The organism is Oxynema aestuarii AP17 (assembly GCF_012295525.1).
GTDB classification, from domain to species: Bacteria; Cyanobacteriota; Cyanobacteriia; order Cyanobacteriales; family Laspinemataceae; genus Oxynema; species Oxynema aestuarii.
Window position 1 is genome coordinate 1716994 of sequence record NZ_CP051167.1, and the last position, 13786, is coordinate 1730779.

At 54.9% G+C, this 13786-nt stretch carries 11 protein-coding genes; 7 read left to right on the forward strand and 4 right to left on the reverse strand.

Annotated elements, in window-relative coordinates; genetic code table 11:
* The first annotated feature begins 12 nt into the window (after positions 1 to 12).
* Entirely contained in the window at positions 13 to 1074 is a 1062-nt protein-coding gene (gene mtnA / locus HCG48_RS06920) for an S-methyl-5-thioribose-1-phosphate isomerase (protein ID WP_168568497.1), read from the forward strand.
* Here the strand turns inward: mtnA and HCG48_RS06925 are convergent.
* Positions 1062 to 2165, reverse strand: coding sequence for an ABC transporter ATP-binding protein (locus HCG48_RS06925; protein WP_168568498.1), 1104 nt, complete (start codon positions 2163 to 2165; stop codon positions 1062 to 1064). The two genes, mtnA and HCG48_RS06925, sit on opposite strands and share 13 nt — an antisense overlap.
* 490 nt (positions 2166 to 2655) lie before the next feature.
* On the opposite strand from HCG48_RS06925, the gene HCG48_RS06930 reads away from it, so the two are divergent.
* From HCG48_RS06930 to HCG48_RS06955, 6 genes are all read left to right on the forward strand, one after another.
* Positions 2656 to 3666: a LysR family transcriptional regulator gene (locus HCG48_RS06930; protein ID WP_168568499.1), complete on the forward strand. Its 1011-nt coding sequence runs from the start codon at positions 2656 to 2658 to the stop codon at positions 3664 to 3666.
* A gap of 46 nt (positions 3667 to 3712) precedes the next feature.
* Positions 3713 to 5107 (forward strand): serine/threonine-protein kinase, encoded by a 1395-nt coding sequence (locus HCG48_RS06935; RefSeq protein WP_168568500.1) that lies wholly within the window; start codon positions 3713 to 3715, stop codon positions 5105 to 5107.
* 209 nt (positions 5108 to 5316) lie between these two features.
* Positions 5317 to 5508 (forward strand): hypothetical protein, encoded by a 192-nt coding sequence (locus tag HCG48_RS06940; protein WP_168568501.1) that lies wholly within the window; start codon positions 5317 to 5319, stop codon positions 5506 to 5508.
* Between the two features lie 575 nt (positions 5509 to 6083).
* Entirely contained in the window at positions 6084 to 6290 is a 207-nt protein-coding gene (locus HCG48_RS06945; protein ID WP_168568502.1) for a hypothetical protein, read from the forward strand.
* A gap of 128 nt (positions 6291 to 6418) precedes the next feature.
* Positions 6419 to 9157 (forward strand): sensor histidine kinase, encoded by a 2739-nt coding sequence (locus tag HCG48_RS06950; protein ID WP_168568503.1) that lies wholly within the window; start codon positions 6419 to 6421, stop codon positions 9155 to 9157.
* A 31-nt stretch (positions 9158 to 9188) separates the two neighbouring features.
* Entirely contained in the window at positions 9189 to 9986 is a 798-nt protein-coding gene (locus HCG48_RS06955) for a DALR anticodon-binding domain-containing protein (protein WP_168568504.1), read from the forward strand.
* A 226-nt stretch (positions 9987 to 10212) separates the two neighbouring features.
* On the opposite strand, the gene HCG48_RS06960 is transcribed toward HCG48_RS06955, so the two are convergent.
* The 3 genes from HCG48_RS06960 to murG form a co-directional block, all read right to left on the reverse strand.
* Positions 10213 to 11097 (reverse strand): Cof-type HAD-IIB family hydrolase, encoded by an 885-nt coding sequence (locus tag HCG48_RS06960; RefSeq protein WP_168568505.1) that lies wholly within the window; start codon positions 11095 to 11097, stop codon positions 10213 to 10215.
* Positions 11098 to 11373: 276 nt separating this feature from the next.
* Entirely contained in the window at positions 11374 to 12444 is a 1071-nt protein-coding gene (locus HCG48_RS06965; RefSeq protein ID WP_168568506.1) for a transporter substrate-binding domain-containing protein, read from the reverse strand.
* Positions 12445 to 12579: 135 nt separating this feature from the next.
* Positions 12580 to 13665, reverse strand: coding sequence for an undecaprenyldiphospho-muramoylpentapeptide beta-N-acetylglucosaminyltransferase (murG, locus tag HCG48_RS06970; protein WP_168568507.1), 1086 nt, complete (start codon positions 13663 to 13665; stop codon positions 12580 to 12582).
* Between the last annotated feature and the right edge of the window lie 121 nt (positions 13666 to 13786).

The window sequence follows — 13786 nt, forward strand, 5'->3', positions numbered from 1 at the left end:
CAAATTCCCATCATGTCGAATTCCAACCCAGTTTATCCCGTCATTTGGCACGACGATCGCGTATTACTCATCGATCAAACCCGCTTACCTCAAGAATATACCGTCGTCGAAATTCGCCATTACGAAGATATGGCGGCAGCGATTAAAACGATGATCGTGCGCGGCGCCCCGGCGATCGGGGTAGCGGCGGCTTACGGGATGTATTTGGGCGCCCGGGCGATCGCCGCGACCGACCGCCAGCAGTTTCTAAGCGAACTCGAAACCGTCGCCGAAACCTTGCGTCAAACGCGACCGACGGCGGTGAATCTATTTTGGGCGATCGCGCGGATGCTCAAAACGGCCCGAGGGACATTAGGATCGGTAGACCATCTCAAAGCGGTGCTACTCGAAACTGCCCAAACCATTCAGGCGGAAGACTTACAAACCTGTCGGGCGATCGGCGAACACGGGTTAAATGCGTTGCCGAAAACCCCGGAAAAACTGCGCTTGCTCACCCACTGCAATGCAGGCGCCTTAGCGACGGCGGGCTACGGTACGGCGTTGGGAGTGGTGAGATCGGCGTGGATCGCCGGACGCTTAGAACGCCTGTATGCGGACGAAACCCGTCCCCGGTTGCAAGGGGCGAAATTGACGGCGTGGGAGTGCGTGCAAGAAGGGATCCCGGTGACGGTCATTGCCGAAGGGATGGCGGCCCACTGCATGAATCGCGGGATGGTCGATGCGGTGGTGGTGGGCGCCGATCGCATTGCCGCCAATGGGGATACGGCGAATAAAATTGGGACCTATCAGGTGGCGATCGCCGCCCGAGCGCACGGGATCCCCTTTTTCGTAGCGGCGCCGTTTTCCACCGTGGATTTTGAACTCGCCAGTGGTCGGGAAATCCCCATCGAAGAGCGCGATCCAGTGGAGTTATATCAAATTGGCACCACTCGGCTGACCCCAGAAAGGGGAGTGGACTATTACAATCCCGCCTTCGACGTGACGCCAGCATCCTTAATTGCGGCGATCGTCACCGAACGCGGGGCGATCGCCCCCGGTGAATTGGCGCAATGGCGAGGGGTTCAAGCGGGATAGAGCGTGCTTCCGGTAGCACGGTCGAAGACGAACAACCGATCGCCGTCGAAGCTGACCGTGAGACGATCTCCCGGGTGGGATTGCACCCGTCCGGGGGCGATCGCCGCAAAGGAGGTGGGACTTCCGGGGAGCGTCAGACGCATTAAGGTTTCCCGTCCGAGGGGTTCGACCAACTCGACGATCGCCGTCAACGTGGCGAGATCGCCTGGGGGAGAAGACTGGGGAGAACCGATCGCGATCGCCTCCGGACGCAGGCCCAGATCGAACGTCTGACCGGGAGACGGGGCGATCGCGCGGCGAAGGACACCCGGACAAGGCATCGTCTGTCCGGCGATCGCAAAGTGTCCCTCATGGTAAGTCGCACTGAAAATATTCATCGGCGGATTGCCGATAAACGTTGCCACCATGCGATTCGCGGGTTGAGTGTAGACCGTTTGCGGGTCGCCGATTTGCTGAATGCGACCGCCATCGAGAATCACGATGCGATCGGCGAGAGTCATCGCTTCGATTTGGTCGTGGGTGACGTAAATCGTCGTAATTCCCAGGCGTTGGTGCAGTTGCTTGAGTTCGGCGCGGGTATCGTCGCGCAGTTGGGCGTCGAGATTGGAGAGGGGTTCGTCGAGTAAGAACACCTTCGGTTCGCGGGCGATCGCCCGACCGAGGGCCACCCGTTGCTGTTGTCCGCCGGAGAGTTGTTTGGGTTTGCGATCGAGCAGGAGTTCCAGGGAGAGCGATCGCGCCACCGCTTGCACTTGTCGTTGTTGGGTTTGGCGATCGGCCCCGCGCATTTTCAGCCCGAAAGCGAGGTTATCCGCCACACTCATGTGAGGGTAGAGGGCGTAATTTTGAAAAACCATCGCCACGTCGCGATCGCGCGCCGGGATGTCGTTGACGAGACAATTATCGATATAAATCCGCCCACTTGTCGCCGATTCCAACCCGGCGATCGTCCGTAAAATCGTAGATTTACCGCAACCGGACGGCCCGACCAAGACCCAGAATTGACCGTCGGGAACCTCAAAACTAATATTTTCAATGGCTGGGACGCGATCGAATTGACGGGTAATTTCTTCTAAGCGAACGATAGCCATTTGGGGAATTTTAGAGTTTAGATTTTAGCGCTTAACTCGAACATCGAGGACCGCGACACGGCGACGGTCACCCTGCAAATAATGCGACCCTGGATCGGTGCGTTCGCGAAGCGACGCCTTTGGCGTATCGACGCCAAATCCCCGTCAGTTCAGTGCGGGTCATATCAAAATTGTACATAAGTTATCAATCGCGCAGGGATCGAGGGATAATTAGGAGCAATCGGGGGATCGCTCCCCCCACACAACCCCCAGTCCTTGCGATCCTCGACTTGAGCCTGAAACGGGCGAAAAACCAGGCACGCAGGCGGGGTTTGGTAAACTGCACTACAACGTTACGGTATCGATCGGGAGGCTTGTGGCGAGTTATGCTATCGTCATTTTCGGTTAAGGTCACCCTAAACTCGAACGCAGCAAGGTCTAACAACCGCATCCCAACCCGTTTCATCCGTTTGTTGGAACTCGACTCGTTGCCCCTCTCAGGTTTAGCAATATGTCCGATCTACCTTTCACCTTAGATCAGTTACGCATCCTCAAAGCCATCGCTGCTGAAGGGAGCTTTAAACGTGCTGCGGATAGTTTATATGTTTCCCAGCCTGCGGTGAGTCTGCAGGTTCAAAATTTAGAACGCCAGTTGGATGTGCCACTGTTCGATCGAGGGGGACGGCGGGCCCAACTGACCGAAGCGGGTCACCTGTTACTCAGTTACGGCGAAAAAATTCTGACCCTATGTCAGGAAACCTGCCGAGCGATCGAAGATTTACAGAATTTGCAAGGGGGAACCTTAATTGTGGGAGCCTCCCAAACTACCGGAACCTACTTGCTACCGCGCATGATCGGGTTATTCCGACAGAGTTATCCGGACGTGGCGGTTCAGTTGCACGTTCACTCGACCCGGCGGACCGCGTGGAGTGTGGCGAACGGTCAGATCGACTTGGCGATCGTCGGCGGGGAAGTCCCGCCGGAATTGCAAGATTCCCTCCAAGTCAAAGCTTATGCGGAAGATGAATTAGCACTGATTTTACCCGTGTTTCACGCTCTGGCGAAACAAGAAACCATTCAAAAAGAAGATCTTTACAAACTGCAATTTATCGCCTTAGATTCGCAATCGACTATTCGCAAGGTCATCGATCAAGTGCTTTCGCGCTACGATATCGACACGCGCCGTTTGAAATTGGAAATGGAGCTCAATTCGATCGAAGCGATTAAAAATGCAGTTCAATCCGGTTTGGGGGCGGCGTTTGTGTCGATCTCTGCCATTGAAAAAGAATTGCAAATGGAGGTGCTGCACCGGGCGCCGATCGAGGGAGTCGTGGTCAAACGGATGCTGTCGTTAATTTACAATCCCAATCGCTATCGCTCGAAAGCGGCGGAAGCGTTCAGTCGGGAAATTTTACCGAAATTTTCGACCCAAGATTTGGGAGACGGCCCGGTAGAGCAACCGACGGCAGCGTTAGAATCGGAGACCGTCAGTAGTGCAGCGTCTAACCCCACGGGTAAATAGTCGAGTGGCGGCGATCGCTCGCCTCCCTTTCCGATCGCGAGGATCTATGGAAATTTACTGTACTCGTCCGGGATGTCCCCGTCCCCTCAATCAGTTTGCAGATCTCGACGATCGCACGACGTTGAAAACCGTACAGCAAAAATACTGCACTGCTTGCGGGATGCCTTTAATTCTCGACGGACGTTATTTAACTGAGCGGTTGCTCGGACAGGGGGGGTTCGGGACGGCTTTTTTAGCGCGCGATCGCCGTACCCCTGCAATGCGCCTCTGTGCGGTCAAGCAGTTTCAGCCCTCCGGGGATCTGAGCCCCGAACAGTTGGCGATCGCCCATACCCTATTCGAGCGCGAGGCGATCGTCCTGGAACAACTCGGCAACCAACATCCTCAAATTCCCGATTTATTCGCCTTTTTTCCGTTAGAAATCCCCGGAAAAACGGCGGGAACGTCGGAGCAGTTTTTTTATCTGGTTCAAGAATATATCGACGGCTCCACCCTCGAAGGAGAACTCGAAACCAAAGGGCCGTTTTCCCTCGCGGACACGATCGCCGTTTTTGAGGAAATTCTCTCCATTCTCGACTTCATCCACACCCGTCACGTCATCCACCGGGATATTAAACCGTCCAATATCATTCGCTCCAACGCCGGACCGCTTTACCTGCTCGATTTTGGCGCCGTCAAGCAAGTGGCGCAAACCGCAACCCTTTCCGCAGGGGGCCAGTCTACGGGGATTTATTCGATGGGATTTGCTCCGCCAGAACAAATGGCGGGACGCACGGTGTTTCCCGCGACCGATCTCTACGCTTTGGCGGTCACCTGCATCGTTTTACTGACGGGAAAAGACCCTCAAGAATTGTTTGACGCTTACAGCAATCAGTGGAACTGGCGATCGCACGTTCCCCTTCCCCAGTCCGGTTCGGACGCCAAAGAAGCTCGATTTGCCGATCTGCTCGATCGCCTCCTGCTCGCCACTCCCAGCGAACGCTACCAGTCGGTCCGGGAGGTCTGTGAGGCCCTCAATCCGCCGGGTTCGCCCGTTTCTGCGCCGCCAACCCCCGCCCCGACGCCGATGGGCGGCGCTTCCGGGTCGCCCGTTTCCCGTCGCCGTTTTTCCGATCGCGAAATCCAGATCGCCGCCCTGTTTACCGGGTATGAAGCGGGTTTGGGCTGGATCGTCCTGGCGAGTCTCGATCTACCGCCGTCGGTGAAAACGATCGCCTGGTTGCTGTTTTTATCGGCCCTATATTTTGCCCAGGCGACCCGAGCGATCCAAAAATACGACCTGGCGATCTTGGCGGGGGTATCTCTGGCGATCGTGCTGATTGTCGAACCGTTGCGGATCGCCTTTTCCTGGATCGCCGCGATCGGTTTACCTATCTCGATCGCCCTGTTGGCGTTCGTCCTCACCTGGGTATGGTTGTGGCTTTACCGACGCTTTTTTTAAAAGAAGGGAGGCGATTTCGAGCCAATTTGGCGCTATTTTAGGGCGCGATCGCCGCAATTGGGGATCGCATGAATGAAGCGAGATTGTTCTGAGGAAAGCGACAAATTGAGCGGGGTTATCGGGGGTCGAGAGCGGCAGTTCTGCTCGACCTAGCGGGTCGAAGGATCGCCCCTCGATATTAGCGACGACGGCGATCGCGCGCCGGACGGTTGCCCAAAACACGACCCTCGATCGCGGACGTTCCCATCAGGACGATCGAGGGGTTTTGCCCGGTTAAATCCCTACCGATCCCCGCTTCAGTCGCGCCAATGGCGATCGCGCCATCCCCAGCTTATCGACAGGCTGCTTCCTCATTTTATCCCCTCGGTTTAATGCCAATTGCGGCGATCGAGGTCGGCTAAATCTCGATTTTGCTGCGCTTCGTTCCGGGAATCGCAATCGAGGTTTTCTCAATCCCCATTCGGTTGTAGACCCCCCGATCGCCCTCCCGGTCATCAATGTATTTACTCCTCAAAAGTTGCAATAAAAATTAAACTAAAAAATATTAATTTTTTTATTTCTACGGATGAGTATTGGCAGAGAAGGGGAATGGAGCCGAGAGAAAAAACGGGGAAGCCAGAGTCGAAAAGCAGCAATGGCGTCTTTTTCATAGAGCTACACCGTTCCGGGGGGATAATTTTATCGAACCCCGAGAGAACTATTGCTGTTTCATCAAAAAAAGGGGTCATCTTAAAATAGAATACGAAAAAATACCGAGCTTTCAAAGTTGCCAAGTCCGGGCGATCGTAAAAATTATCGATCGATTTTCTAATTTTCTTTTCAAGAAAGCTAAGCTATAAAGTAAGAGTAGATCTTAAAATTTATAGATCCTCCAAAAGCGAACCGCTCGATCCGATGGGCGCGTCGGAAATTCGGATTTGAGGCAGTCGCCGATCGCGATCGGGTCACGCCATCCCAGCCGCCCCAGGGTTGAGACATGGGGATTCCAAACATCTCGTTCGCGCGAACGCCCTCGGCGAGGCTTGGCGATCGCCTCAAAAACGGCTGGCACGGGCAAAAATGCGGGGAAGAGCGCGTCCGGGGCTGGATGCGAACCGGGGCGACAGACACCACACCCACCTCATCGTCCAGACCGCCGAAACACCTCTATTGCCGAAGTCAAACGGTCGGGAGCTTGCCGTGAATAGGAAACATTTATTATCAAGCCAACCATCGAGAAATGGGAATCGTCCTCGGGAGATGGCTTCACCCGACCGTTGTCATTGGATAGAATCCGCGCAAATGCAGCCAGACCATTGCCAGCCTGAAATCATGTCTCGTCTCAACATTCCCCGTTCCATCCGCCACGAATTGGGCGATCGCCTCTTTTGGGATACTCCCGTCGGCATTGTTTGCGAAACCGCAGACGGAGGCATTTTGATGGCCAATCCGGCATTTTGTCGGATGACCGGGTACAGCGACAAGCAATTGCGTCATTTAGATCGAAAGGCGATCGCCCACCCGGAAGACTTCGAGATCGAACTCGACACGATCGCCCACATGGTTCGAGAAGGGGTCAAAAGTCAAACCCTACGCAAACGCTACCTCCACCACAACGGGGGCATCGTCAGTTGCGATATCGAGGTGCACCTCGTCGGGGAACCCCTCGAAGAAAGCTATTTATTAAGTTTTGTACGCGATCGCGGCGAACGGGCGATCGTCGAGCGCGAACTGCAACAACACCGAGAACGGGAAATCCTCCTCGACGAACTCTCCGCCACGATCCGGGCGACCTTCGACCTGCCGACGATCCTCGATCTCGGCGTCAATCGCTTGCGAGAAGCATTAGGCGGCCATCGCGTATTAGCGTATCAATTTAGCGCCGACGGACGGGCCGTTTGCAGGGCGGAAAATGTCGATCCGGCTTATGCCTCGGTTCGAGAACAAGTCCTCACCTTACCGAGGATCGACCCTTCCGAGTTTAAAGACTACCGGAGCGGACGGGTATGGTCGATCGACGATCTCGACTATGCCAACTTGCCCGCCATCTATTTAGATCGGCTCAAACCCTTTCAAGTGCGTAGCATCATGGCAGTGGGCATTCCCCACAGCGAGAAACCGGTCCTTTCGGGACTCGACGGCGATCGATTGCCCTTAGCGGGCGATCGCCCCTCCTTCCCCTTATGGGGTTTGTTAGTCGTTCACCACTGCCACGCGCCCCGTCGTTGGCTCGACGAAGAACGCCAGTTGCTCGAAACCGTCTCGGACCGCCTCGCGATCGCCATCCAACAAGCCGAACTGGTCGAAGGGCTGCAAAATTACGCCTGTCAACTGGAACGACGAGTCAACGACCGAACCAAATCCCTAGCGCGATCGCTCCAATTCGAGCAACTGATCCGCCATCTGACCGAATCCTTACATCGCGCTCGCGACGAAGACAGCGTACTCGATACCGCCGTCGAAGGCTTGGTCGATACCTTGGGGGCGCGTTGTTGCTTCGCCTGTTTATTCGACCCCCAAGCAGAGATCTTCGAGATCCGTTCCCTGCACGGACGCGACCTGCAAGAGCGAGACCCGCAACTCGGCCAACGCTTCCCCCTCAACCACTGGCCCGCTTCCTGTCGCGAGCATTTGTTGAACGGCGAAATTTGTTTTCACGACCTGTTTTCCCCTGTCGCTACGCGACAACCCGTCACCGAAAGCGAATTAGATACTGGGTTGTTGCAAACCATTTGTCCGATTCTCAGCAACGGTGACACGATCGGCATTTTAGGGTTGTCTTACGACGAAGCGATCGCCTGGTCGGCGCCGGAATTGCAATTGCTCGAACAAGTCGCCGTGCAGTGCGCGATCGCCATCCGTCAGGCGCGCCTGTTGCGCGAAGAGCAATCCCTGCGCTTGAGCGCCCAATATTTTCGTTCGTTTATCGAACAATCGAAGGAAATTTTCGCCGAATACGACGATCGCGGGCGTTACTTGTCGATCAACCCTGCCGGATCGGTCCTGTTCGGCTTTCCTCTCGATCGCATTGTCGGTCATACCAATCGGGAACTCCTCGGCGAAACCGGGGAGATCTTCGATCGCGCGATCGCCCAAGTCCTAACCACCGGGGAACCGTTAGTCACCACCCTCGAACTGGATTTGGCATCGGAAACGAAAACCTTCGAGACGGTCTGTTCGCCGATCTCCGAACCAGATGGCTACATCCATCGGGCGATCGTTATCGCCCAAGATATCAGCGACATTCGCCAGCAGTGGCGGCTTTTGCAACAGCAAAATCAAGAACTCGCCGCCATCAACCGTCTCAAAGAAGAATTCATCGCCACCACCTCCCACGAACTGCGAACCCCCCTGACCGCGATTCTCGGCTTTTCCAGCGTCCTGCTCGAAGAATCCTTCGGTTCGCTCAACGACAAGCAAAAAATTTATGTCGAACGGATGCACGCGAGCGGCCAGCATTTGTTAGAACTCATTAATGATATTCTCGACCTGTCGCGCATCGAAGCCGATCGCCTCGAACTCGAACCGCAATTAGTGTTTATTCACGATATTTGCGAAGGGGTCATCAGTTTGGTGCAAGAGCGCATCACCAATCACGGCTTGCAACTCGAAGTTGAGGTCACCCCGGAGATCGAATCGGTGGTGGTGGATCCCCGGCGTTTGAAACAGATGTTGCTCAATTTGCTCAGTAATGCGATTAAGTTCACCCCGGAAGGATCGGTCGGTTTGAAGATCGATCGGGTCTGGCGCGATCGCTACAGCTCTTCGGACGGCAGAAGTCGGGAATTACATAAGCAAGAGCGCATCGAGTTCACGGTCTGGGATACGGGAATCGGCATCGACGAGCGCGATCGCCCCCGCTTGTTTTCGCCATTTTCGCAAATTGACTCGTCCTTAGCCCGCCAATATCAAGGAACCGGGTTGGGACTGGCGATTACGCGCAAGTTGGCGGAACTGCACGGCGGCGAGATTTTTGTGGAGACCCAACCCGATCGCGGCTCTTCGTTTACGATTTCTCTACCGTTGGAAATGTTTCCCCCGGTGTCGATGGCGGCTGAGTCGTCCTCGTGAACCCTGCCGATCTTCCTACGATGTTGCCCCGATGGTTCTCTCGATCGTCGATTGTCTCGATCGCTTCAGCTTTGAGGCGATCGCCACTGCCGAAATCCGCCGCGCCACCGCCGCGAACGATCTCTCTCCTCCCGCCTCGATTCCGTTAAAACGAGTCGAAGACCCCCAGCGCTTGCTTTACAGTTGCGCGATCGCCCTGCCATTGGCCGCCTCCGAGGGCGCGGACCCCCGGAAAATAGCCGAGGCGATCGCCGCCGCCTTCGTCCGCTCTCCTGGCGGGGATTTGGACTTTTCCATCGAAGCGGTCGGTTCCGGTTGGCTGCACTTATGGCCGAGCGATCGGGCCGTAGCGGGTCAATTGCAACGCCTGAGCGAGTTTCCCTGGCCAAACAGCGTGTCGCAGCCCATCGAGGGCATTCGCCGGGATGTCTTTCTCCTTCAGTACGCCCACGCCCGATGTTGTTCCTTGCTGCGGATGGCACGACGGGACGGTGCGATCGCGTACATCGAGGGCGAAGACTTCCCGTGGCTCGATGGCGCGGGACGGCTCAACCTCTGTCGCCGCGCCGAATTCGAGGCGATCGGGGCCTTGTTCGCCAGCTTGGATCGCTGCGCGCGATCCGGCGATCGCGCCGCCGTTCTCAAAGCCGCCACCGCTTTAAGTCACCGTTTCTTAAACTTCTATCGAGATTGCCGCATTTGGGGGGACATTCAAGCGGAACGGCCCGATCTGGCGCGATCGCGCCTCGGTCTGGTCGCCGCCACCCGCCCCGTGCTGAAATTCTTACTGGAAGAGCGATTGGGAGTTTTCGCCCCCGAGGAACTTTAGGAAAAACGCCGCCGTCATCGAAGTTGGGGACAGCAATGGAGCCGACCGATCCCAGAGTACTTTCGAGAAAAATTTTCGAGAAAAGTTTAATGGGGGGGTGACAAATCCAAATCTGTCCGATATAGTTACAGGTGTGTGAGGAGCGAACCAGTAAGGGTACCGAGACGAAACACGGCCAGTCGTCGGTACCCTTTCTGCATTTTTACAACTTCATAGGCTTTCCGAGTCAGAGGATGAACTCTTCGATCGCCGCCGCCACCCCATCGCGATCGACACTCGGCGCCAGCCAGTCCCCCACGGCCCGCACCGCATCCGGCGCATTGCCCATCGCTACCCCGATTCCCGCATAGTCGAGCATTTCGAGGTCGTTGAAATTATCCCCGATCGCCATCACGTTCGCCGCCGATAAGCCTAGAATTTCTTCAGTTAAATAACGAACCGCCACCCCTTTATTGACTTGAGGATTGCCTGCTTCTAAAAAGTAGTCGTGGGATTGGGTCAGGTAGAGTTCGCCACCTCGGTAGCGACGCCGGAAGGTGTCTAGGAGTTGGGAAATCACCTCGATTTCGTGCCCCAACGCGAGCACTTTCGTCGGCGCCGAGTCCGCCACCACGGACCGCAAGTCCCCCACGGCGATCGGTTCGACCCCGGTGCGATCGCCGTAAGCGCGACTGGCTGGGGTTAACTCGCGAACGTAGAGGCGATCGTCGATATAGCAATGCACGGAAAACAGCGATCGCACTTCCGGACGGTCGAATTCATCGAGCAACTCTAACGCAATTTCCGACGCCAACGGCCAATGTCCGTGACGCCGATTGTTTGTCGGATCGGCAATCCACGCCCCTTGATAGGCAATTAACGGTAATGTCGAGCCAATTTCGCGATAGAAACGCAAGGCAGAACGGTACATCCGTCCCGTGGCGATCGCCACGGACACCCCCTGACGTTGCGCCTCGACGATCGCCTGTTTGACGCGATCGCTCACCTGATTCGAGACCCCGGCGATCGTCCCGTCAATATCGAGAACGAGCAGTCGAATATCCTGACAATTCTCTTGACAATTCGATGAAGTCCCAGTCTGTACGGCGGTATCGGTCGCTGTTTGAGTCATGAGATTTGAGCGCTTAAATTTGAAATGTACGATCGACAGTTTCAGTATAATCTTATCTTGAATAAGAGCAATTTACGTTTCCATTTTGCTTGTGTTATCGGCAAAATGCTTCTGTAAAAATCATTAATTATTAGGAATTGTCGATCGTTACCCAAGTAATCATTTTTAGCCGTTTCTCATGCCAATTTTCTAAAATGGCGATCTCTCTCATTATTTTTAAAAATGGGATTACCGTCCCCTGTTCATCATAAAAACAATAATCGATCTTTCTAATTTTTATAATTCCGATTCGTTTAAAAACCAACGATTCTCCAACGCTTCGAGTTCGCCTTCTTCTTTTAACTTCAACAAAATGCGATTGATGCGTTCGCGATAGGGACTGCTTTCGGGGAAAGCAATGCCATATTGTTGTTTGGCAAACAGACGACCGACGACACGAAAATCCGGGTCGCGTTTGGCACGATAAAGTAAGGTAGGGGCGTCACTGACCACGGCTCGAATTTTTTGCTGTTTCAGGGCTTGATAAGCGGCTTCGCGGGTGGTAAATTCGACTAATTGAATCGGACGCGATCGCAAGTACGAAGCGGAGGTCGTGCCTTCAATTGCGCCTATTCTGTGTTGATATAAATCATTGGGACCTTCGATGCGCGATCGCATTTCCAAGGAGGCAATGGTTGCGGTAAAATAAGCAAATACAAAAATCGCCGCCATCATCCAAACGATCGCGATCGCCCGTCCGATAACTGACTGGGGACATTTATCGCCATATCCCACGGTAGTTGCGGTGACAAACGACCACCAAAACGCCTCCCAAATCCCGGGAAAATAGCGTTTAGGAAACATTTCCGGGTTGAGACGGCGCTCGAAAAACCAGAGTAAATGAGCGGAAACCAAAGCCGCACCGAAGACGACGGCAAACGCTTGTAAAGTGGTGCTGGAAAAGAGATAACTGGAAAAAATTTGGATAGGATTGATAGGCCGATCTAAAACTAAAATTCGCAATCCGGTTTCGTAATAACCGTGCGAAAAATCGATCGTTTGTTCTCGTTGGGCGGTAATTGTAATTCCGGCGATCGCCGCATCGACTTCTCCTGATTCTACGGCTTCTAAAACGTCGGCGACGGAATCAAAAACGACGAATTCCGACTCGCCAATTTCCAATTCAGTTTCGATCCGATCCCACAGTTCGATACTGTATCCGACAGGTTTTTCCGAGATTTCATCGACAAAAACAAACGGTTCGAACACGTTCGTCCCGACTTTCAACGATTCGGCGACACCGGGAAGACATCCCCAGAGTAAACTACCGAAAATAAGAACACTAACGATCCAGGGTCGAGAAGTCACGGTATAGCTCGATCGGTTGAGGACGACAGGGAAGAGGAGTTGTAAGTGAGAGAAAGGTAAAGGCAGGAGCGGCGTCAAAGCGAGGGCGATCGCCTAATGTTTCTCAATATTTAGTCCTAATAGTGAGAGCGTCATTTAGGGAGTCGAAGATCGGGCGGCTTTTTCCAGGGAATCGCGCACCAGCTTGGCGAGGCGATCGCTACTGTCGGGAACGGCCAATTGCCCGGCATTTTCGCTCATTTCCACCAAGATTTGCGGCTGGTTCAACCATTGCAAGACTTGCGCTTTTAACCTGTCCGCCGTCAATTCAGCTTGGGGGTAAACCACGGCGGCCCCGGCTCGAGCAAATCCTGCGGCGTTGACCGATTGATGGTCTTCCGCCGCAAAGGGAAAGGGAATCAGCACCGAGGGAGTGCGCGTCACCGCTAATTCGGTCAGGGTTCCGGCGCCAGCGCGAGAAATGGCTAAATTCGCCCGTTGAAATAAGCCCGCCATATTGTCGTAAAACGGGAGGGAAAGATAGTGAGGATGCTCGAAACTGTTGGCGTCCGGGTCGTTTTCTCCGGTCTGATGGACGATCCAAGCTCCTGCATCGAGCCAAGCGCTGGCGCACTGACGCACCAGTTGGTTGACGGCGACGGCCCCTTGAGATCCGCCGACGACGGCGATTAAGGGAACCTCTGGCGGGATCGGTAGATCGAGGGGAGTGGGGGTTAAAAAGGTTTGGCGCACGGGAGTACCGACCCAGACGACGCGGGCGCCTGGTAAGTAAGAGCGAGCGTGTTGGAAGCCGACGGCGACGACTTCGCACCAGCGACTGAACCAGCGCGTGACTTTACCGGGTAAGGCGTTGGATTCGTGGAGGATGACGGGTAAGCCGAGGGAACGCGCGGCGAGGATGGCGGGTGCGGCGATGTAACCGCCTGTGGTGAAGACGCCGTTAAAGTGACCGCGTTGGAGCAAGCGACGGACTTGGAAGGTGGAGGCGAGGAGGCGAGCGAGGATTTTGAAGGTTCCGAGTCCGAGGCGGGTTTGAAAGCCTTCGACGGCGATCGTGTGGAGGGGATAGCGATCGCCGATCAATTGGGTTTCCATGCGGTGGGGGACGCCGAGCCATTCGATCTGATAGTCGCTCAGTTGCTCGGCAGTGGCGATCGCGGGAAATAAATGACCGCCCGTACCACTGGCGGCAATTAACAGTTTAATCGGTTGGTTGCTCAAGAGTAGGGAGTTCTCCTAGGGCTGAAATTCGGTTGAGTTGAGATCGTGAAGGTGAGAAGCGTTCGGGGGGCGACGCCGTGCGCACTCCCACTTTAAAAGCGAGAGAACCGGAAAATCAAGA

Bases quoted from the DNA above. Each gene is read 5' to 3' on its own strand.
- HCG48_RS06945 (WP_168568502.1), top strand. From the start codon at position 6,084: ATGGGGATTCCAAACATCTCGTTCGCGCGAACGCCCTCGGCGAGGCTT.
- mtnA (WP_168568497.1), top strand. From the start codon at position 13: ATGTCGAATTCCAACCCAGTTTATCCCGTCATTTGGCACGACGATCGC.
- HCG48_RS06960 (WP_168568505.1), bottom strand. From the start codon at position 11,097: ATGACTCAAACAGCGACCGATACCGCCGTACAGACTGGGACTTCATCG.
- HCG48_RS06950 (WP_168568503.1), top strand. From the start codon at position 6,419: ATGTCTCGTCTCAACATTCCCCGTTCCATCCGCCACGAATTGGGCGAT.
- HCG48_RS06925 (WP_168568498.1), bottom strand. From the start codon at position 2,165: ATGGCTATCGTTCGCTTAGAAGAAATTACCCGTCAATTCGATCGCGTC.
- HCG48_RS06955 (WP_168568504.1), top strand. From the start codon at position 9,189: ATGGTTCTCTCGATCGTCGATTGTCTCGATCGCTTCAGCTTTGAGGCG.
- HCG48_RS06935 (WP_168568500.1), top strand. From the start codon at position 3,713: ATGGAAATTTACTGTACTCGTCCGGGATGTCCCCGTCCCCTCAATCAG.
- HCG48_RS06930 (WP_168568499.1), top strand. From the start codon at position 2,656: ATGTCCGATCTACCTTTCACCTTAGATCAGTTACGCATCCTCAAAGCC.